At 70.0% G+C, this 21,305-nt stretch carries 22 protein-coding genes and 4 tRNA genes; 20 read left to right on the top strand and 6 right to left on the bottom strand.

All coding sequences use genetic code 11. The annotated features are described in order from the left end of the window. Positions 1–11: 11 nt before the first annotated feature. The 3 genes from ACX1D0_RS08005 to ACX1D0_RS07995 are packed head-to-tail and all read right to left on the bottom strand — an operon-like array spanning position 12 to position 4,923. Positions 12–1,961: a M13 family metallopeptidase gene (locus ACX1D0_RS08005; RefSeq protein WP_459020333.1), complete on the bottom strand. Its 1,950-nt coding sequence runs from the start codon at positions 1,959–1,961 to the stop codon at positions 12–14. 53 nt (positions 1,962–2,014) lie between these two features. Then, entirely contained in the window at positions 2,015–3,052 is a 1,038-nt protein-coding gene (locus ACX1D0_RS08000) for a 2-oxoacid:ferredoxin oxidoreductase subunit beta (RefSeq protein WP_459020332.1), read from the bottom strand. Next, positions 3,052–4,923, bottom strand: a complete 1,872-nt coding sequence (locus tag ACX1D0_RS07995; RefSeq protein ID WP_459020331.1) for a 2-oxoacid:acceptor oxidoreductase subunit alpha — start codon at positions 4,921–4,923, stop codon at positions 3,052–3,054. The genes ACX1D0_RS08000 and ACX1D0_RS07995 overlap by 1 nt, the downstream gene beginning before the upstream one ends. Positions 4,924–5,043: 120 nt before the next feature. Between ACX1D0_RS07995 and ACX1D0_RS07990 the strand changes: the two genes are divergently transcribed. The 4 genes from ACX1D0_RS07990 to mptB are packed head-to-tail and all read left to right on the top strand — an operon-like array spanning position 5,044 to position 7,795. Next, positions 5,044–5,448 (top strand): NADH-quinone oxidoreductase subunit B, encoded by a 405-nt coding sequence (locus ACX1D0_RS07990; protein ID WP_459020330.1) that lies wholly within the window; start codon positions 5,044–5,046, stop codon positions 5,446–5,448. Further along, complete coding sequence (locus ACX1D0_RS07985; protein WP_459020329.1) at positions 5,429–5,998, top strand: NADH-quinone oxidoreductase subunit C; 570 nt, start codon at positions 5,429–5,431, stop codon at positions 5,996–5,998. The genes ACX1D0_RS07990 and ACX1D0_RS07985 overlap by 20 nt, the downstream gene beginning before the upstream one ends. A 2-nt stretch (positions 5,999–6,000) precedes the next feature. Beyond that, positions 6,001–6,324, top strand: coding sequence for a 4Fe-4S binding protein (locus ACX1D0_RS07980; protein ID WP_459020419.1), 324 nt, complete (start codon positions 6,001–6,003; stop codon positions 6,322–6,324). Further along, positions 6,317–7,795: a polyprenol phosphomannose-dependent alpha 1,6 mannosyltransferase MptB gene (mptB, locus tag ACX1D0_RS07975; protein WP_459020328.1), complete on the top strand. Its 1,479-nt coding sequence runs from the start codon at positions 6,317–6,319 to the stop codon at positions 7,793–7,795. The genes ACX1D0_RS07980 and mptB overlap by 8 nt, the downstream gene beginning before the upstream one ends. Here mptB and ACX1D0_RS07970 read toward each other — a convergent pair. Continuing rightward, positions 7,785–8,687, bottom strand: coding sequence for an exodeoxyribonuclease III (locus tag ACX1D0_RS07970; RefSeq protein ID WP_459020327.1), 903 nt, complete (start codon positions 8,685–8,687; stop codon positions 7,785–7,787). The two genes, mptB and ACX1D0_RS07970, sit on opposite strands and share 11 nt — an antisense overlap. A gap of 9 nt (positions 8,688–8,696) precedes the next feature. Then, positions 8,697–9,188 carry a YajQ family cyclic di-GMP-binding protein gene (locus ACX1D0_RS07965; protein WP_459020326.1) on the bottom strand — a complete coding sequence of 164 codons (492 nt, stop codon included), beginning with the start codon at positions 9,186–9,188 and terminating at the stop codon, positions 8,697–8,699. A gap of 123 nt (positions 9,189–9,311) precedes the next feature. Here ACX1D0_RS07965 and ACX1D0_RS07960 point away from each other — a divergent pair. From ACX1D0_RS07960 to ACX1D0_RS07925, 8 genes are all read left to right on the top strand, one after another. Continuing rightward, positions 9,312–9,393, top strand: a tRNA-Tyr gene (locus ACX1D0_RS07960). 67 nt (positions 9,394–9,460) lie between these two features. Then, complete coding sequence (gene deoD / locus ACX1D0_RS07955) at positions 9,461–10,171, top strand: purine-nucleoside phosphorylase (RefSeq protein ID WP_459020325.1); 711 nt, start codon at positions 9,461–9,463, stop codon at positions 10,169–10,171. A gap of 54 nt (positions 10,172–10,225) precedes the next feature. Then, a tRNA-Thr gene (locus ACX1D0_RS07950) sits at positions 10,226–10,298 on the top strand. A gap of 33 nt (positions 10,299–10,331) precedes the next feature. Continuing rightward, positions 10,332–10,407 (top strand) — tRNA-Met (locus ACX1D0_RS07945). Positions 10,408–10,455: 48 nt separating this feature from the next. Continuing rightward, positions 10,456–10,626, top strand: a complete 171-nt coding sequence (rpmG, locus tag ACX1D0_RS07940; RefSeq protein ID WP_458994554.1) for a 50S ribosomal protein L33 — start codon at positions 10,456–10,458, stop codon at positions 10,624–10,626. Between the two features lie 124 nt (positions 10,627–10,750). Next, on the top strand, positions 10,751–11,176 hold the full coding sequence (locus ACX1D0_RS07935; RefSeq protein WP_459020324.1) for an FAS1-like dehydratase domain-containing protein: 426 nt from the start codon (positions 10,751–10,753) through the stop codon (positions 11,174–11,176). Beyond that, a complete protein-coding gene (locus tag ACX1D0_RS07930; RefSeq protein ID WP_459020323.1) occupies positions 11,169–11,576 on the top strand; it encodes a MaoC/PaaZ C-terminal domain-containing protein in 408 nt (135 codons plus the stop codon). Before ACX1D0_RS07935 ends, ACX1D0_RS07930 begins: the two co-directional genes overlap by 8 nt. A gap of 7 nt (positions 11,577–11,583) precedes the next feature. Then, entirely contained in the window at positions 11,584–12,651 is a 1,068-nt protein-coding gene (locus tag ACX1D0_RS07925) for a UDP-N-acetylmuramate dehydrogenase (protein ID WP_459020418.1), read from the top strand. A 25-nt stretch (positions 12,652–12,676) separates the two neighbouring features. Here ACX1D0_RS07925 and ACX1D0_RS07920 read toward each other — a convergent pair whose 3' ends face one another. Continuing rightward, entirely contained in the window at positions 12,677–13,855 is a 1,179-nt protein-coding gene (locus ACX1D0_RS07920; RefSeq protein WP_459020322.1) for a M20 metallopeptidase family protein, read from the bottom strand. Between the two features lie 54 nt (positions 13,856–13,909). Here ACX1D0_RS07920 and ACX1D0_RS07915 point away from each other — a divergent pair, with 54 nt between their 5' ends. From ACX1D0_RS07915 to ACX1D0_RS07880, 8 genes are all read left to right on the top strand, one after another. Next, positions 13,910–15,700 (top strand): ABC transporter ATP-binding protein, encoded by a 1,791-nt coding sequence (locus ACX1D0_RS07915; RefSeq protein WP_459020321.1) that lies wholly within the window; start codon positions 13,910–13,912, stop codon positions 15,698–15,700. Beyond that, positions 15,697–17,523, top strand: a complete 1,827-nt coding sequence (locus ACX1D0_RS07910) for an ABC transporter ATP-binding protein (RefSeq protein ID WP_459020320.1) — start codon at positions 15,697–15,699, stop codon at positions 17,521–17,523. Before ACX1D0_RS07915 ends, ACX1D0_RS07910 begins: the two co-directional genes overlap by 4 nt. Positions 17,524–17,633: 110 nt before the next feature. Then, positions 17,634–17,706, top strand: a tRNA-Trp gene (locus ACX1D0_RS07905). A gap of 92 nt (positions 17,707–17,798) precedes the next feature. Then, positions 17,799–18,317, top strand: a complete 519-nt coding sequence (gene secE / locus ACX1D0_RS07900; RefSeq protein ID WP_459020319.1) for a preprotein translocase subunit SecE — start codon at positions 17,799–17,801, stop codon at positions 18,315–18,317. Next, positions 18,314–19,120, top strand: coding sequence for a transcription termination/antitermination protein NusG (gene nusG / locus ACX1D0_RS07895; RefSeq protein WP_459020318.1), 807 nt, complete (start codon positions 18,314–18,316; stop codon positions 19,118–19,120). Before secE ends, nusG begins: the two co-directional genes overlap by 4 nt. Positions 19,121–19,178: 58 nt before the next feature. Then, positions 19,179–19,607 (top strand): 50S ribosomal protein L11, encoded by a 429-nt coding sequence (gene rplK / locus ACX1D0_RS07890; protein WP_459020317.1) that lies wholly within the window; start codon positions 19,179–19,181, stop codon positions 19,605–19,607. 94 nt (positions 19,608–19,701) lie between these two features. Further along, entirely contained in the window at positions 19,702–20,403 is a 702-nt protein-coding gene (gene rplA / locus ACX1D0_RS07885) for a 50S ribosomal protein L1 (protein ID WP_459020316.1), read from the top strand. A gap of 82 nt (positions 20,404–20,485) precedes the next feature. Next, on the top strand, positions 20,486–21,241 hold the full coding sequence (locus ACX1D0_RS07880) for an enoyl-CoA hydratase/isomerase family protein (RefSeq protein ID WP_459020315.1): 756 nt from the start codon (positions 20,486–20,488) through the stop codon (positions 21,239–21,241). Positions 21,242–21,305 lie beyond the last annotated feature (64 nt).

The raw sequence follows: 21,305 nt of genomic DNA, 5'->3' as shown, positions 1-21,305 counted from the left end.
CCCGGCCGGCGTCACCAGATGGTGACGCGGTCCTCCTCGGGAAGCCAGAGGGCGTCCTCAGGGGTGACACCGAACGCCTCGTAGAAGGGGTCCAGGTTGCGCACGATCTGGTTGCAGCGGAACTCGCCGGGGGAGTGGGGGTCGGTGGCGAGGAGTACCTTCATCGCCTCGGGGCGGCGCTTGCCGCGCCACGCCTGGGCCCAGCCCACGAAGAAACGCTGTGCGGGGGTGAGCCCGTCGATCGGCTCCCCGTCAGGGTCCCCGCCGGCCAGCAGCCACGCGCGGTAGGCGATACCGAGCCCACCCAGGTCGCCGATGTTCTCACCGACGGTGAGCTTCCCGTTGACCGAGCCGCTGTCGACGCCCTCCGGCACCAGGCCGTCGAACTGCCCGGTGAGCCGGTCGGCGAGCGCTTCGAACGAGTCGCGGTCCGCAGGCTGCCACCAGTCGCGCAGCCGGCCGTCACCGTCGCACGTGGAACCCTTGTCGTCGAAACCGTGGCCGATCTCATGCCCGATCACCGCGCCGATGGCGCCGTAGTTGACCGCGTCGTCGGCGTCGGCGTTGAAGAACGGCGGCTGCAGGATGGCGGCCGGGAACACGATCTCGTTGCGCAGCGGGTGGTAGTAGGCGTTGACGGTCTGCGGGAACATCTGCCACTCGTCGCGATCCACGGGTGCGCCGATCCGGCCGAGCATGTAGTCCAACTCGAACGAGTTGGCCGCCAGCACGTTGGGCACCAGGGAGTCCGGAGACACCTCGAGGGCGGAGTAGTCGCGCCACTTCGACGGGTACCCCACCTTCGGGGTGAACTGGCCGAGCTTGCGGAGCGCCTCGGCGCGGGTCTCCTCCGTCATCCAGGTGAGCCGCTCGATGGACTCGCGGTATGCCGCCAGCAGGTTGGCGACGAGCACGTCCATCGCCTGCTTGGCCTCTGGCAGGAAGTGACGCGCCACGTAGGCCCGACCCACCGCCTCGCCGAGCACGCCCTCGACGAACGCGATGCCACGCTTCCAGCGCGGCCGCTGCTCCTCGTTGCCGTTGAGGGTGCGTTCGTAGAAGTCGAACCGGGCCTCGACGAACTCCGACGACAGGTACGGCGACAGTGCGGCGATCGCCTTCCAGCGTGCCCAGCTGCGCCACGCGTCCAGCGGCGTCGAGTCCAGCAGGGGGGCGGTGCCCTCGAGGAACGACGGCTGCGAGACGATCACCTCGGTCAGCTTCTCCCGGGGGATGCCTGCCCCGGCGAGGAATGCGTCCCAGTCGAAGCCGGGTGAGGCCGCCACGACGTCGTCGTAGGAGGTGGGGTTGTACATGGCGCGGAGGTCGCGGAGGCGGACGCGGTCCCAGTGGTGGGCCGCGATGGCGGTCTCCAGGTCCATGACCGCCCGGGCCTGGTCCGCGGCGTCGGCGAACCCGGCAAGTGCGAGGACCCGGGTCACGTGGGCGAGGTACAGCTCGCGGATCTCGGCGTGCCCCTCCTCGCGGTAGTACGCCTCGTCGGGCAGGCCGAGCCCACCCTGGGAGGAGAAGACGGCGTAGCGGGTGGGCTCGCCGGGGTCGGACTCTTCGTAGAGGTGGACCAGAGGGCTGAGGCCGTGGCGCAGCGACCAGCCGAGGTGGCCCGCCAGGTCGCTCGTCGAGCCGATGGCGTCGATCGCGGCGAACACGGGCTGCAGGGGCGTGGCGCCCAGGGCCTCGGCGCGCTCCGTGTCCATGAAGGACGCGTACAGGGCCGCGACCTTGCCCTCGTCGGTGGCGACATCTCCTGCCGGCAGCTCGGTGACGAGCGCCAGCACGTCCTTCTCTGCCTGCTCCACGAGATCGACGAAACCTCCCGCCGACGACCGGTCCGGCGCGATGGTCGCGCTGCGCAGCCAGGTCCCGTTGACGTGACGGAAGAGGTCGTCGCGGGGCCGGACGGCCGGGTCGAAGTGCTCGAAGGTGATGGCAGAAGTCATGCCCGCCAGCCTAGCGAGCGGGCGAAGCCCTGAACCGCGGCGACCGTCGGGGATCAGCGCTCGTCGGCCTCCCACGTGTCCGGGCCCGCGATCACAGCGGCCAGCGCGGCGCCCGTGTCTTCGGCCCGGACTGCCGCGATCTGGTCGCGCAGCAGGTCGTCGTAGCTGGGGCGGGGTACGCGGCGGAAGATGCCGATGGGCGCCTGCCGGAGGACGCCGGTCTCCGTGAGCCGCGACAATGCGAACGCCTGCGACGGGTCCGCCCGCGTCTCGTCGTGGATGACGATGCGGGATTGATCCGCGGTGGCGGTGTCGACGATCTTGAGGTCCCCGTCGGCGTCCCGGATCACGCACTGCTCGCCGCCGGCGAACACGATGGGCTGCCCGTGCTTGAGCGAGATCAGCGCGCCCTCGGGGCCCTTGAGCGTGGCGAAGGCGTCGTCGTTGAAGATGGGGCAGTTCTGGTAGATCTCCACCAGTGAGGCGCCGCGGTGCTGCGTGGCGGCAGTCAGCACCTCGGTCAGGTGCGCGCGGTCCGAGTCGATGGTGCGGGCCACGAACGAGGCCTCGGCGCCCAGCGCCAGCGACACCGGGTTGAAGGGCGTGTCCAGCGAACCGTACGGGGTGGACTTCGTGACCTTGCCCAGCTCGGAGGTGGGGGAGTACTGGCCCTTGGTCAGCCCGTAGATGCGGTTGTTGAACAGCATGATGGTGATGTTCACGTTGCGGCGCAGGGCGTGCACGAGGTGGTTGCCTCCGATGGACAGCGCGTCGCCGTCGCCGGTGACCACCCAGACGTTCAGATCCGGCCGGGTCACCGCGACACCGGTGGCGATGGCCGGCGCGCGCCCGTGGATCGAGTGCATCCCGTAGGTGTCCACGTAGTACGGGAACCGCGACGAGCAGCCGATGCCCGAGACGATGACGGTGTTCTCCCGCTTGATGCCGAACGTGGCCATCATCGACTGGAAGGTGGACAGGACGGCGTAGTCGCCGCACCCGGGGCACCAGCGCACCTCCTGGTCGCTGGTGTAGTCCTTCTTGCCCAGTGGCTGAAGGCTCAGCGGAACTCCGACGAGGCCGGTGGTCATCAGTTCTCCTCCTGAAGTGCGTCGATCTCGGCGATGAGGTCCACCTCGAGCTCGCTGAGCGAGATCGGGAGGCCGCGGACGCGCGAGTAGCTGGAGATCTCGACGAGATAGCGGGCCTGCAGGACGGAGGCGAGCTGGCCGAGGTTCATCTCCGGCACCACCACCTTGTCGTAGGCGCGCAGCACGTCGCCGAGGTTGGCGGGCATGGGGTTGAGGTGCCGCAGGTGGGCGAGCGCCACGTGGCGTCCGCTGAGGCGGACGCGGCGGGCGGCGGCGGTGATCGGCCCGTAGGTGGAGCCCCAGCCGAGCACGAGGACGCGCGCCTGTCCGCTGGGGTCGTCGACGACGACGTCTGGGATGTCGGCGACGATCCCGTCGATCTTGGCCTGCCGGGTGCGGGTCATGAGCTCGTGGTTGTCCGGGTCGTAGGACACGTTGCCGGTGCGGGCAGCCTTCTCGATGCCGCCGATGCGGTGCTCGAGGCCGGGGGTGCCGGGGACGGCCCAGGCGCGGGCGAGGGTGTCCGGGTCCCGGTCGTAGGGGAGGAAGACGTCCTTGCCCTTCTCGTCGGTGGCGTTGGGGCCGACGGCGAACCCGGGCTCGATGGGGGCGATGGCGTCCAGGTCGGGGATCTTCCACGGCTCGGCGCCGTTGGCGAGGTAGCCGTCGGAGAGCATGATGACGGGCGTGCGGTACTTCACCGCGATGCGCACCGCCTCGATGGCGGTCTCGAAGCAGTCCGTCGACGACTTGGCGGCCAGCACCGGCACGGGGGCCTCGCCGTTACGCCCGTGGAGCGCCTGCATGAGGTCCGCCTGCTCCGTCTTGGTGGGCATGCCGGTGGAGGGCCCGGAGCGCTGCACGTTCACGATCACCAAGGGCAGCTCGGTCATCACCGCCAGGCCGATGGCCTCACCCTTGAGTGCCATGCCTGGGCCCGACGTCGTGGTGACGCCCAGCGCGCCGGCGAACGAGGCGCCGATGGCAGCCCCCACGCCGGCGATCTCGTCCTCGGCCTGGAAGGTCATCACGCCGAGGTCCTTGCGCCGCGACAACTCGTGCAGGATGTCCGAGGCGGGGGTGATGGGATACGAGCCGAGGAACAGCTGCATCCCTGCCTTGTGGGCGCCGGTGATGAGGCCGTAGGCGGTGGCGATGTTGCCCGAGATCTGGCGGTAGCGGCCCTGTGGCATGGGGGCGGGCGCCACGTGGTAGCGCACCTCGAACGCCTCCGTCGTCTCGCCGAAGGCGTAGCCGGCGTTGAAAGCCGCGATGTTCGCGTCGCGGATGAGCGGCACCTTCGCGAACTTCTGCGTGAGGAACTTCACCGTGCCCTCCGTGGGGCGCGAGTACAGCCAGCTCAGCATCCCGAGGGCGAACATGTTCTTGGTGCGCGACGAGTCCTTGCGGGAGAGGTCGAACTCGGCGACGGCGCCGGTGGCCAGGCCCGTGAGGTCCAGGGCGTGTACCGAGTAGTTGGCGAGCGTGCCGTCCTCGAGCGGGTTGCTCGCCCATCCGATCTTGGCGAGGTTGCGCTTGGTGAAGTCCGCGGTGTCGACGATGATCACTCCGCCGCGGGGCAGGTCACGCAGGTTGGCCTTCAGCGCTGCGGGGTTCATCGCCACGAGCACGTCCGGCACGTCACCGGGGGTGACGATGTCGAAGTTGGCGAAGTGCAGCTGGAAGCTGGAGACGCCGGGAAGCGTGCCCTGGGGCGCGCGGATCTCGGCGGGGAAGTTGGGCAGCGTGGCAATGTCGTTGCCGAAGCTCGCCGTCTCTGCCGTGAACCGGTCGCCGGTGAGCTGCATGCCGTCGCCGGAATCGCCGGCGAAGCGGATGACTACTCGGTCGAGGGGGAGCTGGTCAGCCACGTGCTATCTACCTCAGGGAATCTCGGGGTCAGTCGTCTGGCCCAGTGTACGGTTCTCGCCCCCAACCCCCGGCCTCGTTGGTTGCGCTGAGGGTGAACGGGCAGAAGTAGACTGCCCCTCATGCTGGCTGCCCGCGACTGGTTCGACGACGCGACGGTGTTCGTCGTCGACGTGCCGTTGGCCTGCTGCGCGCTGGAGACGCAGGCCGCAGCGGGGGAGCGTCCCGCCGTCGATCCGTCGTCGATTCCGCCGGGCGCCGCCCTGGTCGTGACGCTGTCGGGCACCCTCACGGCGCCGCTCGTGCCCGCCGTGCAGGACGCCCTGGATCGGCTGCGGGTCGATCGGACGGTGGTGGCGTTCGGGGCGTGCGCCAGTGCCGGAGGCCCGTACTGGGACTCCTACTCCGTGCTCGCGGGGGCCGGGTCGGTGGTGGCCGTGGACCATTTCATCGCGGGCTGCCCGCCGCCGCCGGAGGCGCTCGACCACTTCCTCGAGGGGGTCCGCCGTGCGCGCCTCGACCTCTGAGCGCCTGGCCGCCCACCCGAACGTGGAGATGGTGGACGCGGGGGCGTGGCGCGGCAGGGTCGCCGCCGCGCGCGCCGAGGGGTTCACGTTCCTGGCCAACCTCACCGCCGTCGACGACGTGGGCCTCTCGGACCACATCCGCGTGCTGCTGTGGCTGGAGAACCCAGACGACGGCGCCCGCACCCACCTGGGCGTCCTCACTCCGCGCGACGATGCCCACCTGCCGGATGTCGCGGACCTGTACCCCGGTGCCGCGTGGCTGCAGCGCCAGGTGCACGACTTCTTCGGCGTGCAGTTCGACGGCGCGGACAACCGTCCGCTCATCCACCACGCCGGAGGTGCCCCGCTGCGCAAGGACGCCCTGCTGGAGCCCCGGCAGACCCGCCACTGGCCGGGGGCGCTGGAGCCCGGCGAGTCCGAGCAGTCGCCTGGCCGGCGGAAGCTGGTCCCACCCGGGGTCCCGGACCCCGCGGTCGTGGCGGATCCGGCCGCGACACCGGCCGACATCGCGCTGTCGGCGACCGGGAGCCGGGTCAGGAGGGTCACGTGAGCGTGGCCCACGGCTCCATCGCGCTGATCGAGGAGCGCTGTACGTCCTGCATGATCTGCGCGCGCGAGTGCCCCACGTGGTGCATCACGCTGACGTCCCACCTCGAGCAGAGCGTCCCAGCGCCCGGGGCTCGTCCCCGCACGCACAACGTGCTCGACACCTTCGCCATCGACTGGGCGCTGTGCATGTACTGCGGGGTGTGTATCGAGCAGTGCCCCACCGACGCCCTGGAGTGGGGAGGCGGTCACGTGCCCTCCGCGGACCGGTTGGTGGACCTGGTGCACCGCCGCGATCAGTTGGCCCCCCGACGGGAGGGCGGTGAGTAGCCCTCTCGCGCAGGCGGCCCGTGATCTCAGACAGGCGGCGTCCACGCGCGCCGTCTGGTTCGGCTTCATCGGCACCTTCGGCATCCTCCTCGGCTCGCTGAGCCCGGCCTATCTCCCGCAGGCCTCGCCCATGTGGGACGTGCTGCGCGGCCTGGGAATCGAGGGAGCCACCACGAAGGTCGTCGGCACCGTCACCACACTGGTGGGTCTGGCGCTGCTGCTGGAGGCCTGGTTCCGGCTGCGACCGGCCCGGCGCCGGGCGATGGGGCAGCCGCAGCTCAGGCACTGGGCGGTGCTCACCATCATGGCCCTGCCGTTGGCGGCCGGGCCGCCGATCTTCTCCCACGACGCGTACTCCTACGCCGCGCACGGGTGGCTGATCCACAACAACCTCAGCCCGTACCAGGTGGGACCCGGGATTCTCCCCGGGTACTACGCGGACCAGGTGGCGTGGGTGTGGCGGGAGACGACGGCGCCCTACGGGCCGCTGTCGCTGTGGATGAGCCACGGGATCGTCCTGGTGGCGGGCCTCGACCCGTTCGTGTCCGCCGTTCTCATGCGGGTGCCGGCGCTCGTGGGCGTGGTCCTGATCGGCGCGCTGGTGCCCCGGATCGCCCACCGGGTCGGGGTGGACCACGCCGCCGCCAGTTGGTTCGCCGTCCTCAACCCCATCCTGATCATCGACTTCGTGGGTGGCGCCCACAACGACGCGCTCATGGTGGGCCTGATGGTGCTGGGCATCTGGCTGGCGATGCGCTGGCGACGGTGGTGGGCGGCGGCGCTCGTCATCGGGGTGGCCGCCGCCATCAAGCAGCCCGCCTTCCTCGCGGCGGTGGCGTTGCCCTTCCTGGTCACGCCGTGGACGTCGTGGCATCCCCGCGACGTCGCCTGGGCGGCCGGGAAGGCACTCGCGTCGCTTGCGCTGGCCGTGGGGGTGTTCGCCCTCATCTCGGTGGGCTCAGGCATGGGATTCGGATGGATCAACGCCATGAACGTCCCCGGGATGGCCGAGACCGTCTCGCCCTTCACGCTGCTGGGGCACGCCCTCCAATACCCCGCCACGCTTCTGGGTCTGGACCCGAGCGGGCGGGCTGTGGTCACCGTCGTGCGCGCCGTCGGCGCCGTGGTGTCGGTGGCGGGCATCGCCGTGTTCGCGTACCGGCACCTGGGGCGCCGGCCGCTGCACTTCCTCGCGTACTCGTTCCTCTGGTTCGCCCTCTGCGCGCCGGCGCTGCACTCGTGGTACCTGCTGTGGGGGGCGGTGCTGCTGCCCATGGCGCACCCGTCGTCCAGGCTGTTGCGGGCAGCGATCGTCATCACGGTCGTCCTGCTGGGATTCGCGGCCATGACGTTCGGGCTGCGCAACGGCCCGTGGATCCTGGTGCTGGTCCTGTTCGCGGCGGCCTACTGGATGATGCACACCCATGAGCTGAGCCAACCGATGGAGGAGCCGCAGCCGGTCAGGGCGTGAGAGGCGTCGTCGGGGGCGCGTAGTCCACGACGACGGGGGAGTGGTCGCTGACGCGCTCGTCGTAGCTGGGCTCGCGGCCCACCCAGGCGGCCGTGGCGCTCCTGGCCAGCGCGGCCGAGGCCAGGTGGTAGTCGATGCGCCAGCCGGCGTCGTTGGCCCAGGCCTGGCCACGCCAGGACCACCAGCTGTACGGACCCTCCGCCTGCGGGTGCACGTGACGCACCACGTCGACGAGGCTCCGGGGGCTGAGGATGGAGCTGAACCACTCGCGCTCCTCCGGCAGGAACCCCTCGGACCGCTGGTTGGTGCGCCAGTTGCGCAGGTCCTGGCGGGTGTGGGCGATGTTGAAGTCCCCCATGACGAGGAACTCGCGCCCCTCGGCCGCCGCCTCCCGCCGCGACGACGTCAGGAGCCGGGCGAACCCGCGCATGAAGCGCATCTTGCGCTGGTACTTCACCTCGCCACCCTCCTCGTGGGGCCACGCGGCGCCCTTTGGGAGGTAGACCGACGCGACGCGCAGTGGTGCGTCGGCCAGGTCGACCTCGAGGTAGCGGCCCTCGGTGGCGAAGCGGGCGAGGTCGCGGTTGACGATGCGTTCGGCCGGCACGTACTCGGGCTGGAGGTCAGGTCCGAACTGGCACGCCGTGCCGTCGAGCGCCCGGACGCGTGCCGGCCTCACCCGGGTCAGTACCGCGACGCCGTTGCGCCCTGCCGTGAGTCCGGTGTCGAGGGTGACGTGGTAGCCGTGGAAGGCCTCGAGCGGCAGGTCGTCGACGCGGCACCGGACCTCCTGCAGGGCGATCACGTCCGCGGCGGTACGGTCCCAGTAGGGGCGGAACCCTCGCCTGAGGGCGGCGCGGATGCCGTTGACGTTATGGGTGCCGATGCGCATGGGGGAGAGTCAGCGGTAGTTGACGTACTGGACCGCGAAGTCGTAGTCCTGCTCCTTGATGAGCGTCTGCACGGTCTGGAGGTCGTCGCGGCTCTTTGAGGTGATGCGCAGTTCGTCGCCCTGAATCTGGCACTTGACGCCCTTGGGGCCCTGGTCGCGCAGCAGCTTCGAGATCTTCTTCGCGTCCTCCTGCTGGATGCCCTGCTTGGTGGTGGCGGTGATCTTCCACAGCTTGCCGGACGCGCGGGGCTCCCCGGCGTCGAGCGCCTTGAGGCTCACGCCCCGGCGCGCGAGCTTGGACTGGAACACGTCCAGGACGGCCTTGACCCGCTCCTCGGACACGGCCTCCATCTCGATGTTCTCGCCCGACCAGACGATTCTGGCGTCGGTGTTCTTGAAGTCGAAGCGCTGGCTGACCTCCTTGGCGGCCTGGTTGAGGGCGTTGTCGACCTCCTGACGGTCGACCTTGCTCACGACGTCGAACGAGCTGTCTGCGGCCATGGGTGTGCCTCCTGCGGGGCTCTGTAGGTGTCCGACCATTCTGCCAGCCGCGCGGGTGGGAGGGTGCGTTGGCGATGTGGCGCGGGCGCTGATATGCTCGTGCGTCGCCGGGATTCCCGGCATGGCAGGTTGCCCGAGTGGCCAAAGGGAGCGGTCTGTAAAACCGTCGGCGTAGCCTACGTTGGTTCAAATCCAACACCTGCCACTAGGCCTCGAATCGGATTGGTTCGGGGCCTAGTTCTGCTTCACCCACCGCCAGAGAGGGGCCGACGATGGCCACCCCACACATCGCCTGCGAGCCCGGCGACATCGCACCACTCGTGATCATGCCCGGAGACCCCCGGCGGGCCGAGCGCATCGCGAACACCCGCATGCGCGACGTCCGACTCGTCTCGGACGTCCGCGGCATCGCGGCCTGGACGGGCACCGTCGACGGGGTGCCGATGACGGCGATGGCCTCCGGCATGGGCGTTCCGTCACTGTCGATCTACGCCACCGAACTCTTCTCGCAGTTCGGCGTGAAGCGGATCTGCCGCGTCGGAACCTGCGGCGGCATCTCGTCGAAGGTCGCGGTGAAGGACGTGATCGTCGCGTCCTCGGCGCACACCAACTCGGCGGTGTCGACGATCGACATCCCGGGGGTGTCCCTGTCGCTGGCCGCGTCCTACGACATGCTGCGCGGCGCCGTCGAGTTCGCACGCGGCCAGGGTCGGCCGGTCCACGTGGGCGCCGTGTTCACCAGTGACCTCTTCTACTCCTCCCGCACGGACGTGATCCCCGGCCTCGACAGGTTGGGCACGCTGGGAGTCGAGATGGAGGCCGCCGGCCTGTACGCCTGCGCGTTGGCCAACAACGCCGAGGCGCTGGCCGTGCTGACCGTCTCGGATCACCTGAAGGACGGCTCCTCGGACCTCTCCGCGGACGAGCGGGAGACCTTGTTCCAGGGCGCCCTCGAGGTGGCGGTCGCGGCGTTGAAGGCCTGACCCACGGCGATTTGTGGCCGCTGGCGGACGGCGTGTATGGTTGGTCGTCGGCTGGCCCCTATAGCTCAGTAGGTAGAGCGTCTCCATGGTAAGGAGAAGGTCTGCGGTTCGATTCCGCATGGGGGCTCGGTTCTTTCCCGGAACATCGGGACGGAACTCTGACGGGGTAGCTCAGTCGGTAGAGCAAGCGGCTCATAATCGCTGTGTCGCGGGTTCGAATCCCGCCCTCGTCACCACAACCGCCACACCAGCGCTCCGCGCGAAGCCAACTAAGGAATGTGACCATGGCCAAGAAGAGTCAGGACGTTCGTCCGAAGATCACGCTCGCGTGCACCGAGTGCAAGGAGCGCAACTACATCACCAAGAAGAACCGCCGCAACGATCCTGATCGCCTCGAGATCAAGAAGTTCTGCCCGCGTTGCCGCACCCACAGGGCGCACCGCGAGACCCGCTGAGCTCCTCCCCCGCATACGCCGAGACCGGCCACCCCACGGTGGCCGGTCTCGTTGCGTATTACACGCCGACCGCGCAACTGTGCAGGGCCGACGCGGCGCCGCGGGTGCCGGTAGCCTTGCGCCCATGCCCATCACCTCCGAGCATGTCGGGCGCCGCTATCCGGCCGCCCCGCCCTATGTGGTCAGCCACGCCAAGATCGCCGAGTTCGCCGAAGCGCTGCGTGACGCCAACCCCGCCTACTCCGGGGAGGATCCCATCGCTCCGCCCACCTTCGCCGCCGTCATCGCGGCCCAGGCATGGGGGAGCCTCTTCGCCGACGACGAGCTGGGCCTGGCGCTCAACCGCACCATGCACACGGACCAGACGTTCACGTTTCACCGGCCGCTGCGCCCGGGGGACGCCGTCGTCGCCGAGCTCAGCATCGAGAAGGTGCGCGGGCGTGGCGCCCTGGACATGATCACGGTCCTGGTGGACCTCGCCGTGGACGGCGTCACGGCCTGTGAGGCCCGCTCCACCCTCATGCACACCCGGGAGGATGACGATGCCTGAGGCATACGCCGGCCTTGAGCTGCCGCCCCTGCGGGTCCGCGTCACCCGCTCGACGGTGGTGCGCTACTCCGGGGCCTCCACGGACTTCAACGAGATCCACTTCTCGGACCGCCACGCCCGCGCCATCGGACTGCCCGGAGTGGTGGCCCACGGGATGTGGACCATGGGGGCCGGCCTGACGGTGGTCACGGACTGGATCGGCGACCCGGCGCGCGTGGTCAGCTACTTCGTCCGCTTCACGCGCCCCGTCGTCGTGCCGGACACGGACGAGGGCACCGAGGTGCTGTACGCCGCGACGGTCACGCACGTGGCCGACGGCCTGGCCACCGTCTCGCTGACCGCCACGTGCGGCGACGAGGCGGTCCTGGGTGCGGCCAGGGTCCAGGTGCGGGTTGACTGAGTGCCGGATCGACCGGCTGTCGGTGGACACCGGCAGCCCGGAGGTCGCGGCCTCGGCCCGCCTGGCGGACCACACGACGCTGCGCGTCGGCGGTGAGGCCCGGCGGTTCGAGGTGGCGACGACGGAGCGCGAGCTGATCGACCTGGTCACGGCTTGCGACACCGCCGGAGAGCCGCTGCTCATCCTCGGCGGTGGCTCCAATCTGCTGGTCGCCGACGACGGCTTCCCCGGCACCGTGGTCCGGGTGGCGCTCAGCGGCCTCGACGCGGACGTGTCCACCTGCGGCGGGGCGGCGATCAGGGTCGCGGCGGGCGAGAACTGGGACGACGTGGTGGCGTACGCCGTCGAGCAGGAGTGGAGCGGGCTGGAGACGCTCTCCGGCATCCCGGGCTCGGTCGGTGCCACCCCCATCCAGAACGTCGGCGCCTACGGCGCGGACGTCTCGCAGACCATCACGTCGGTGCGCACCTGGGACCGCCGGGACCGCACCCAGCGCACATTTCCCCTCAGCGACTGCGGCTTCGCGTACCGCACATCCCGGTTCAAGCGCGAACCCGGCCGCTTCGTCGTGCTCGAGGTGGGCTTCCAGCTTCCCCTCGGGTCCCTCGGCGCGCCGATCGCCTATCCGGAGCTGGCCCGGCACCTGGGCACCGAACCCGGACGGCGCGCACCCGCGGCGCGGGTCCGCGAGTCGGTCCTGGCGATCAGGGCGGGCAAGGGCATGGTGCTCGACGAGGCCGATCACGACACGTGGAGCGCGGGGTCGTTCTTCACCAACCCGCTCCTCACCCCCGATCAGGCCGCCGCGCTGCCGGACGACGCCCCCCGCTACCCGACCGACGAGGGCACGGTCAAGACCAGCGCGGCGTGGCTCATCCAGCACGCCGGCTACGCCAGGGGGCACGGCAACGCCCGCGCCGCCCTGTCGTCGAAGCACGTGCTGGCCCTCACCAACCGGGGCTCCGCGACCGCGGCAGACCTGGTGGCGCTGGCCCGCGAGGTCCGCGACGGGGTGGAGCAGCGGTTCGGGGTCCGACTGGTCCCGGAGGTCAACCTGGTGGGGCTCAGCCTCTGACCCGGGATGCGGTGCGGGGCACGCGTCAGTCCCGACGCTCCAGCACCGCCTGCGCCGCCGCGACGTAGCCCGCTGCGAAGGTGTGCGCGGCGAGCCGCAACGCGTCCCGGCCGGGCAGGAAGGCGCCGTGGTGCAGGCCCACCCCGTCGGCCCGCCCCGTCCCGATGAAGCACATCACGGAGGCGGTGGCCAGGCCGTACTCCCCGAAGTCGTCCGAGCCGCAGGACCGGAACGGCGTCTCCGCCACGATGACGCCCATGGCCGCGAGGATGGGATCGAGCCGCCGCACCAGCCCCGGGTCGTTGACCAGCGCCGGCCCGCCGTGGATGAAGCGCGTCCCCGCCGCAGCGCCCCGCGCCAACGCCACGGCGTCGGCGGTGCGGGCGATGGCGTCGTGCAGGAGGGCGCGGTCGTCGTCGGAGTAGGTCCGGATGGTGCCACGGCAGCGGGCCTCGTCGGCGATGATGTTGGCCGCCGTCCCGCCGGAGATCTGGCCGATGGACACCACCGTTGGGTGGGTGGGGTCGATGATCCGCGTGGGCAGCCCGGAGACGGCGGTCACGATGCTGGCCAGTGTGGTGATGGGGTCGATGGCCACGTGCGGGTAGGCGCCGTGCCCCGGGCGCCCGCGCACCACGATCTCGAACTCGTCGTAGGCGGCGTTGACCGCGCCGGCGCCGGTGGACACCACGCCGCGTTCGACCTGCGGCTGGACGTGCACGCCGACCATGGCCTCGATCTCCTGATCGTCCAGCAGCCCGGAGGCGACGATGTCCCCGGCGCCCGCCGGGGTCACCTCCTCCCGGGGCTGCAGGATGGGCACCATGCCGACGGGCAGATCAAGATCCCGGGCCGCCGTGATCAGGGCCCAGAGCGCGCCGAGATGCACGTCGTGGCCGCAGGCGTGCATGACGCCCGGCCGCCGCGACTCCCATTCGATCCCCGTCGACTCCGTCACCGGGAGCGCGTCCAGTTCGGCGCGGAGCCCCACCGCCGGCCCCGCCGGCCCCAGCCGGGCCCAGGCGCCCGTGTGCGCCAGGTGGGTCCAGTGGGTCCACTCGGCCGCCCGGACGAACGTGTCGCGGGTGGGTTCCTCCTCGCCGCTCAGGTGCGGCTCGGCGTGAATGGCGCGCCGCAGCGCCGCCGCGTCGGGAAGCACCCGGTCGATGCCCTCGATGAGGGCGCTGAGCAGGGCCGACGTCATAGCCACCCAGTCTAGGCCTTCGACGATGAACGGGGGCCGCAGTAGCCTGTCCGGGTGCCTCAGCCCCTCACCAACCCGGTTCGCCCCGCCGCGCCCCGTCGCTCCAGCCTGGTGCGGTTGCTGCCCTACCTGCTGCCGTTCTGGCGGCAGTTCGCGCTGGCTCTGGCCCTGGCGCCCATCGGTGTGGCCATGGCCGTGCTCATCCCCCTGCTGCTGGGCCGCATCGTCGACGGCCCCATCGCCGGGCGGGATCCGTGGGGGGTGGCGCTGTACGCGCTGCTGATCCTGGCGGCCGGGGCCGTGGACGCGTCCATCAACCTGGCCCGGCGATGGATGCTCACCCGGGCCACGTCGTCCCTGGAGGCCAACATCCGCCTGGACCTGTTCGACACGCTGCAGGCCCTCCAACTCGGCTTCCACAAGCGCTGGGAGTCGGGGCAACTGCTGTCGCGGATCATGAGCGACCTCGGGTTGCTGCGCCGCTTCATGTCCTTCGGCGTGCTCATGCTCATCATGAACACCATCCAGATCGTGGTCGTGGTGTCCATCATGGTGGCCATGCACTGGCCGCTCGGGGTCGCGGTGCTGGTCTCGGTGGTGCCGGTGGTGGCGGCCACCACCTACCTCGTCCACCGCTTCGGGCTGGTGTCGCGGCAGGTGCAGGATCGCACCGGAGATGTGGCCTCCGCGGCGGAGGAGGCGCTGCACGGCGTCCGGGTGATCCGCTCCTTCGGCCGGGTGCCCTTCGCGTTCAGTGGTTTCGACCGCCGCGCCGTGGCGCTCCGCGACGCGGGGGTCCACAGGATGAGGCTCGCCTCCGTGCTCTGGACGCTGCTGGAGGTGTTCCCCTCGGTGCTGCTGGTGGTGGTGCTCGGCGGCGCCGCCGTCGCCTCAGCGGACGGGCTCCTGACGCTGGGCCAGGTGGTGGCGTTCGTCACCCTCCTGCTCTCGCTGGCGTGGCCCGTGGGGTCGCTGGGGTTCCTCCTGTCCTTCATGCGTGAGGCGCAGACCGCGGCGGACCGGGTGTGTGAGGTGTTCGACGCGCCCGTGACGATCACCTCCGGCACCCGCCGCATCGCGCGGCCGCGCGGCGCCCTGAGCCTGCGCCACGTCCAGTTCCGGTTCGACGACGCCGACGCTCCCACGCTCACGGACGTGACCCTCGACATCGCCCCCGGTGAGACCGTGGCCCTCGTCGGCGGCACCGGATCCGGCAAGTCCACGATCGTCTCGCTGATCCCGCGCCTTCAGGACGTCACGGGGGGAGCCATCCTCCTCGACGGCGTGGACATCCGTGAGCTGGAGCTCACCCAGCTGCGGTCCCTCGTCGCCACCGCCTTCGAGGACCCGATCCTCTTCTCCATGTCGGCCCGCGAGAACCTGACCCTGGGCCGGCCCGACGCGTCGGACGGGGACATCGCGGAGGCGCTCCGGGTGGCGTCGGCGGAGTTCGTCCACGACCTGCCGTGGGGCCTCGACACCAGGCTGGGCGAACAGGGTCTCAGCCTCTCCGGCGGCCAGCGCCAGCGGCTCGCCCTGGCCAGGGCCATCCTCGTCTCACCCAAGGTCCTCGTCCTCGACGACACCCTCAGCGCGCTGGACATCCACACCGAGGCCGAGGTGGAGGCCGCGCTCAAGGCCACCCTGGTGGGGGTGACCGGCATCGTCGTGGCCCACCGGGCCTCGACGGTGCTGCTCGCGGACCGCGTCGCGATGCTCGTCGAGGGCCGCATCGCCCACGTCGGCACGCACCAGGAACTCCTGGCGACCGTGCCGGAGTATCGAGAGCTGCTGTCCGCCGATTACAGCATCGAGCCCGACCTGGCAGAGGAGGCGGCCCGATGACCGATACCCGCGACACGGCGCTCGAGGACTGGCGCGGCGTCAAGCAGGAGATCTCGGAGGAGACCGACTCCACGGTGGCCCTCAGACCCGCGAGCCGGAGGCTGCTGGCGGACCTGGTCCGCCCCTACCGACGCTGGGGTGCCGTCCTCGTCGTCGCCGTGGTGCTGGAGTCGCTGGCTCGCCTCGCCGTCCCCGTCCTGGTCCAGCGCGTGCTCGACGACGGCATCCCGGCGCTGCAGGGCGGCGTGTCCTCGACGCTGGTCACCCTCCTCGGGGTGATGGTGGGCGCCATCGTCGTGCAGGTCACCTGCCGCTCGTTCTTCCTGCGGAGGTCCGGCGTGATCGGCAACGACCTGCTGCTGACCCTCCGCCGCCGGCTGTACCGGCAGTTCCAGCGGCTGAGCGTCGGGTTCCACGACCGGTACACCTCCGGCAGGGCGGTGTCGCGGATGACCAGCGACGTCGAGGCCGTCCAGGAACTCGTCCTCCAAGGCATCGACGTGGTGGTCGCGGCCCTGCTCACCATCGTCGGCTCCACCGTCATCCTGCTGCTGCTCGATTGGCGGCTGGCGCTGGTGGCGTTCTTCACCTATCCGTTGCTGTGGCTGCTCATGAGGTGGTTCGCCAAGGCGTCCACGCGGGCCTTCCGGCACGTGCGGACCCTGTCGGCCATCGTGATCGTCCAGTTCATCGAGACGATGACCGGCATCAAGGCCGTGCAGGCCTTCCGCCGCGAACCGCGCTCCCGCGAGATCTTCGAGGCGGTGGCGCTGCAGTACCGCGACGCCAACACCACGGCCCTGCGGGTGTTCGCGCGCGCCATGCCGGGCATCCAGTTCGTCGGTCACGTGGGCGTCGTGGTCGTGGTGGCGGTCGGTGGTTTCATGGCGCTCGGTGACCAGTTGAGCGTCGGCACCCTCGCGGCGTTCGTGCTGTACGTGAGGATGTTCTTCGATCCCATGCAGGACATCGGGCAGTTCATCTCGTCGCTGCAGTCCGCGCTCACCGCGCTGGAGAAGGTGGCGAGCGTGATGGACGAGGAGCCCGACGTCCGCGACCCTGAGCACCCCGTCGCCCTGCCGACCGCGCGCGGGGAGGTGGCGCTCGACGGCGTCACCTTCTCCTACATCGAGGGCGCCACCGTGCTCCCGGGGCTCTCGCTCTCCATCGACTCCGGCCAGACCGTCGCCCTCGTCGGGACCACCGGGGCGGGCAAGACCACCATCGCCAAGCTCGTGGCGCGGTTCTACGATCCCCAGGCGGGATCGGTGCATCTCGACGGCGTCGATGTGCGTCACCTCGCCGACGACACCCTGCGCCGCCACGTCACGCTCCTCACGCAGGAGAACTTCATCTTCGCCGGCTCCGTGGCGGACAACATCGCATTCGGCAGGCCCGGGGCAACCCGCGAGCAGGTGGTCGCGGCGGCCCGTGCGGTGGGGGCCGACACGTTCATCGAGGCCATGCCGAGGGGATACGACACGGACACCGGAAAGCGGGGGTCGCGGCTCTCGGCGGGCCAGCGCCAGCTGGTGGCCTTTGCCCGCGTGGTGCTGGCCGATCCGCGGGTCCTCATCCTCGACGAGGCCACGTCCTCGCTCGACGTCCCCACGGAGCGGCTCGTCCAGCGCGCGTTGCGCACCATCCTCGCGGATCGCACGGCGATCATCATCGCCCACCGTTTGTCGACGGTGGAGATCGCAGACCGCGTGCTCGTCCTCCAGCACGGCCGCGTGGTGGAGGACGGAAGCCCGGCGGACCTCGTCGCCGGCCAGGGAAGGTACGCGGATCTGCACCGGGCATGGCTGTCGTCACTGGCCTGACCTGGTTCGCATCTGGGGTGCAAACCGCATATAGTTGGGGATCACCGGTAGTTATTGCCATGGTCGTCGTGTGCTCAAAAGCACCCGGCGCGTGGCGGTCCAACCGCCAAAGGGTAGTAGCTCAATTGGCAGAGCAGCGGTCTCCAAAACCGCAGGTTGGGGGTTCGAGTCCCTCCTGCCCTGCTAGGTAGCCGTCGATTCCGGCCGCCTCGCACGCCTGCCGACACACGTGGTCGGTGAGGCATTTTGTTTGTATATGCGAAGGGAAGTCCAGCGTGAGCGACAAGTCGCGCGACGCAGAGCCGGAGGGCCAGGAGTTCGTCTCCGAGGACGCCAGCGCGCCCGACGCGGACGAGATCGTCGCTGACGAGGACGCCCTCGCGGCCGCCGAAGCCGACGCCATGGCAGCCGACGAGGACGTGACCCTTGTGGGCGCGGAGTCCGAGGACGAGATCATCGCCGGGCTCGAGCACGAGTTCGACGACGAGGACCTCGCCGCGGCGCCCGTCATCGCGCGCAAGACAGCCAAGGCGCCGGTGCGCAAGAGCGCCCCCACCCGGAAGCGCAACGCCGCCCTCGCGGAGGGCGAAGACCCGTACGCCGCCCACAACCCCGCCGAGTTCGTCCGGCAGTCCGCCGGCGAGCTCAAGAAGGTTGTCTGGCCCACATGGCCGCAACTCGTCACCATGTTCGGCGCGGTGCTGGTCTTCGTGCTCATCATGATTTTCTTCGTGGGAGTGCTGGACATGGCGTTCGGCTGGTCACTTCTGCAGATCTTTGGGAGCAATGCATGACCGACTCTGACAACAACGACATCAACTTCGAGATCGACCTCGGCAGCTTGGAGGACGCCGCCACCGACGACGTGGAGATCGACCTCGGCGACCTGTCGGCGGACGCTGACGCTGACGAGTCGCCCGTGCTGCTGGCCGAGGAGCCCGCCACGCCGGAGGAGGACCAGGCCGAACAGGACGCGGACGACGCGGTCGCGGCCGCACTGGCCGAGTTGCGCGAAGAGCTCGAGTCGAAGGTCGGCGAGTGGTACGTGATCCACACGTACTCGGGCATGGAGAACCGCGTGAAGCAGAACGTGGACTCCCGCGCGCAGACCCTCAACATGGAGGAGTTCATCTTCGAGACGGTCGTCCCCACCGAGGAAGTCGTCGAGATCCGCAACAACGCCCGCAAGACGGTCACGCGCTGCGTGCTGCCGGGCTACGTGCTCATCCGGATGGAACTGACCGACGACTCGTGGAGCGTCGTGCGCCAGACCCCCTCCGTCACCGGCTTCGTCGGCCACGGACAACAGCCGGTGGCGCTGTCCATCGACGAGGTCCTCAACATGCTGACCCCGTCCGTGCATGCGAAGGTGAACGCCGAGCAGGCGGGCGCCGCCGTCTCGCGGAAGCGCAAGGTGGAGGTCGTGGACTTCGCAGTCGGCGACTCCGTCATGGTGACCGACGGCCCCTTCACCGGGGTCCACGCCACGATCACCGAACTCAATCCGAACAATCAGCGGCTCATCGCCCTCGTCGAGATCCTGGGGCGCGAGACACCCGTCGACCTCGAATTCAAGCAGGTCGAGAAAGTCGTCTAAGATTGTGCGTTGCGCCCGCCTGCGGGCACTTCCACCCATTTAGGTAAAGGACCCACCCATGCCTCCCAAGAAGAAGGTCGCGGCCCTCGTCAAGGTCGCTCTGAACGCCGGCTCAGCCACGCCCGCGCCCCCGGTCGGTACCGCACTCGGTCCGCACGGTGTCAACATCATGGAGTTCGTGAAGGCGTACAACGCCGCCACGGAGTCCCAGCGCGGCAACGTCATCCCCGTCGAGATCACGATCTACGAGGACCGCACGTTCACCTTCATCACGAAGACGCCGCCCGCCGCTGAGCTGATCAAGAAGGCCGCCGGCATCAAGAGCGGTGCTGCGAACCCGCTGACCACCAAGGTCGGCAAGCTCTCCAAGGACCAGATCCGCGAGATCGCGCAGACCAAGCTCCCTGACCTCAACGCCAACGACATTGAGGCCGCCATGAAGATCGTCGAAGGCACCGCCCGCTCCATGGGCGTCACCGTCGACTGATCCACCCCCCGTTCACTCTCCCTGGTAGGGGACAGCACCCCGCACCAGAACTGGTGGACCGGCCTACGAGGCCGGCAGACAAGAAGGAACCAGCATGAAGCACAGCAAGGCATACCGAGGCGCCGCAGAGAAGCGCGCCGAAGCACAGGCGTACAGCCCCGACGAGGCGCTTCGCCTCGTCAAGGAGATGGCCTCGGCCAAGTTCGACGAGACCGTCGACGTCGCCGTCCGCCTGGGCGTCGACCCCCGCAAGGCGGACCAGATGATCCGCGGCACGGTCAACCTTCCGCACGGCACAGGCAAGACGGCTCGGGTCCTCGTCTTCGCCGCCGGTGACAAGGCTGACGCCGCCCGGGCCGCTGGCGCCGACGAGGTCGGCACCGACGAACTGATCGAGAAGGTGGCCGGCGGCTACCTGGACTTCGACGCCGTCGTCGCCACCCCGGATCTCATGGGCAAGGTCGGCCGCCTCGGGCGCGTCCTCGGCCCGCGCGGTCTGATGCCCAACCCCAAGACCGGCACCGTCACGATGGACGTCGCCAAGGCCGTGGCCGACATCAAGGGCGGCAAGATCGAGTTCCGCATCGACCGCCACGGGAACCTGCAGTTCCTCATCGGGAAGGTGTCGTTCACGCAGGAGCAACTCACGGACAACTACTTCGCGGTGATCGAGGAGATCGTGCGTCTGAAGCCGTCCGCGTCGAAGGGCCGCTACGTCCGCAAGATCGCGGTCTCGGCCACCATGAGCCCCAGCGTGCTCGTCGACACCTCGATGACCAAGCCCCCCGAGGCCTGAGCTCCACCACCCACACCGCGCTCTCGGGGCGGGCACCATCGCGGTGCCCGCCCCGAGGCGCGTCTGGTGACAGGATGGCCCCATGGCCACCGTCGACCTCCGCCGCCAGGGCAGCATCGCCGTCATCACGCTCAACAACCCCGGCAAGCGCAACGCGATGACCGACGACATGTGGCGCCGTGTGCCCGCGCTGATGCGGGACCTCGACGCAGATCCGGAGGTGGCCGTCGTGGTCCTCACCGGTGCGGAGGGAACCTTCTGCGCCGGGTCGGACATCGGTGGGCTCGATGAGCTCCACCATGCCGAGCGCCCCATCAACGCCGAACTGGCCATCGCCCGGAGCCCCAAGCCCGTCATCGCCGCCATCGAGGGCGCGTGCTACGGCGGGGGCCTGGAGTTGGCCCTGGGCTGCGACCTGAGGATCGCCGGGGCCACGGCCACCTTCTCCGTCCCCCCGGCCACGCTGGGGATCGTCTACCCGGTGTCGGCCACCGAGCGGATGATCCACCTCATGGGCCCAGCCGTGACCAAGGAGTTGCTGTTCACCGCGGCCCGCGTGGACGCGGAGCGCGCGCTGGCGGTGGGCCTGCTCAACCGGGTCGTGGACGCCGGAGACGCCCTGTCAGCGGCCATCGGAGTGGGTGAGCAGATGGCGGGCCTCTCGCAGCTCACGCTCCGGGCCTCCAAGGAGATCGTCGACGGCCTGGTCCACCGCGACCTGGAGGCGGAGACGGCCATCTCCTGGGTCCAGCGGGCGAACGCCGGCCCGGACAAGGAGGAGGGGATCGCCGCCTTCCGTGACCGCCGGCCGCCACGCTTCACCTGGCGGCCGGACTGACGCGCGTCCTGGCCGTGGGCGCGGCCGCGTCGTAGGGTGGGGGACCAGCACGACGGAAGGGACG

Source organism: Tessaracoccus pujii (assembly GCF_054483895.1).
The sequence above is the reverse complement of the archived record's forward strand: the minus strand, read 5'-3'. Positions and strand labels throughout refer to the sequence as shown.

Excerpts from the sequence above, each read along its gene's own strand:
- ACX1D0_RS07930 (WP_459020323.1), top strand. The coding sequence starts at position 11,169 with ATGCCTGAGGCATACGCCGGCCTTGAGCTGCCGCCCCTGCGGGTCCGC.
- ACX1D0_RS08005 (WP_459020333.1), bottom strand. The coding sequence starts at position 1,961 with ATGACTTCTGCCATCACCTTCGAGCACTTCGACCCGGCCGTCCGGCCC.
- deoD (WP_459020325.1), top strand. The coding sequence starts at position 9,461 with ATGGCCACCCCACACATCGCCTGCGAGCCCGGCGACATCGCACCACTC.
- nusG (WP_459020318.1), top strand. The coding sequence starts at position 18,314 with ATGACCGACTCTGACAACAACGACATCAACTTCGAGATCGACCTCGGC.
- ACX1D0_RS07990 (WP_459020330.1), top strand. The coding sequence starts at position 5,044 with ATGCTGGCTGCCCGCGACTGGTTCGACGACGCGACGGTGTTCGTCGTC.
- ACX1D0_RS07920 (WP_459020322.1), bottom strand. The coding sequence starts at position 13,855 with ATGACGTCGGCCCTGCTCAGCGCCCTCATCGAGGGCATCGACCGGGTG.
- ACX1D0_RS07880 (WP_459020315.1), top strand. The coding sequence starts at position 20,486 with ATGGCCACCGTCGACCTCCGCCGCCAGGGCAGCATCGCCGTCATCACG.
- rplK (WP_459020317.1), top strand. The coding sequence starts at position 19,179 with ATGCCTCCCAAGAAGAAGGTCGCGGCCCTCGTCAAGGTCGCTCTGAAC.
- rplA (WP_459020316.1), top strand. The coding sequence starts at position 19,702 with ATGAAGCACAGCAAGGCATACCGAGGCGCCGCAGAGAAGCGCGCCGAA.
- ACX1D0_RS07935 (WP_459020324.1), top strand. The coding sequence starts at position 10,751 with ATGCCCATCACCTCCGAGCATGTCGGGCGCCGCTATCCGGCCGCCCCG.
- ACX1D0_RS07910 (WP_459020320.1), top strand. The coding sequence starts at position 15,697 with ATGACCGATACCCGCGACACGGCGCTCGAGGACTGGCGCGGCGTCAAG.
- ACX1D0_RS07965 (WP_459020326.1), bottom strand. The coding sequence starts at position 9,188 with ATGGCCGCAGACAGCTCGTTCGACGTCGTGAGCAAGGTCGACCGTCAG.
- ACX1D0_RS07970 (WP_459020327.1), bottom strand. The coding sequence starts at position 8,687 with ATGCGCATCGGCACCCATAACGTCAACGGCATCCGCGCCGCCCTCAGG.
- rpmG (WP_458994554.1), top strand. The coding sequence starts at position 10,456 with ATGGCCAAGAAGAGTCAGGACGTTCGTCCGAAGATCACGCTCGCGTGC.
- ACX1D0_RS08000 (WP_459020332.1), bottom strand. The coding sequence starts at position 3,052 with ATGACCACCGGCCTCGTCGGAGTTCCGCTGAGCCTTCAGCCACTGGGC.